This window comes from Streptomyces sp. NRRL F-2580 (assembly GCF_000720115.1).
Taxonomy (GTDB): Bacteria; Actinomycetota; Actinomycetes; order Streptomycetales; family Streptomycetaceae; genus Streptomyces.
The window spans coordinates 1-272 of sequence record NZ_JOIR01000133.1 but is presented as its reverse complement, the minus strand read 5'-3'; the positions used below and the strand labels follow the sequence as shown (position 1 = coordinate 272).

Sequence of the window (272 nt, the reverse complement as noted above, 5' to 3'; positions counted from 1 at the left end):
GTCGAGCTTGACCGTGCCCTGGGCGCCCTCGAAGGCGACGTCGCCGAGGCGTCCGACGCCGCGGAACTCGGCGCTGGCCGCCTTCGCCTCGACGCGGGAGCCGGCCGGCAGCTGGACGGTGACCTCGACGGACCCGCTGGGGCCGAGGATCTGGTTCTTGGCGTCGGGGGTCTTGATCCGCAGGACCCCGTCGGCGTACTCGACGCTGGTCTGCTGCGCGGCCTTCACGTCACGGCCCTTGGCGGCGTTCGCGGGGAGGACCTCGACGGTGG

The 272-nt window shown here is 73.5% G+C and carries 1 pseudogene; it reads right to left on the bottom strand.

Annotation, left to right across the window (positions count from 1 at the left end):
* A pseudogene (locus IF88_RS0139765) lies at positions 1-272 on the bottom strand (hypothetical protein); the annotation flags it as partial.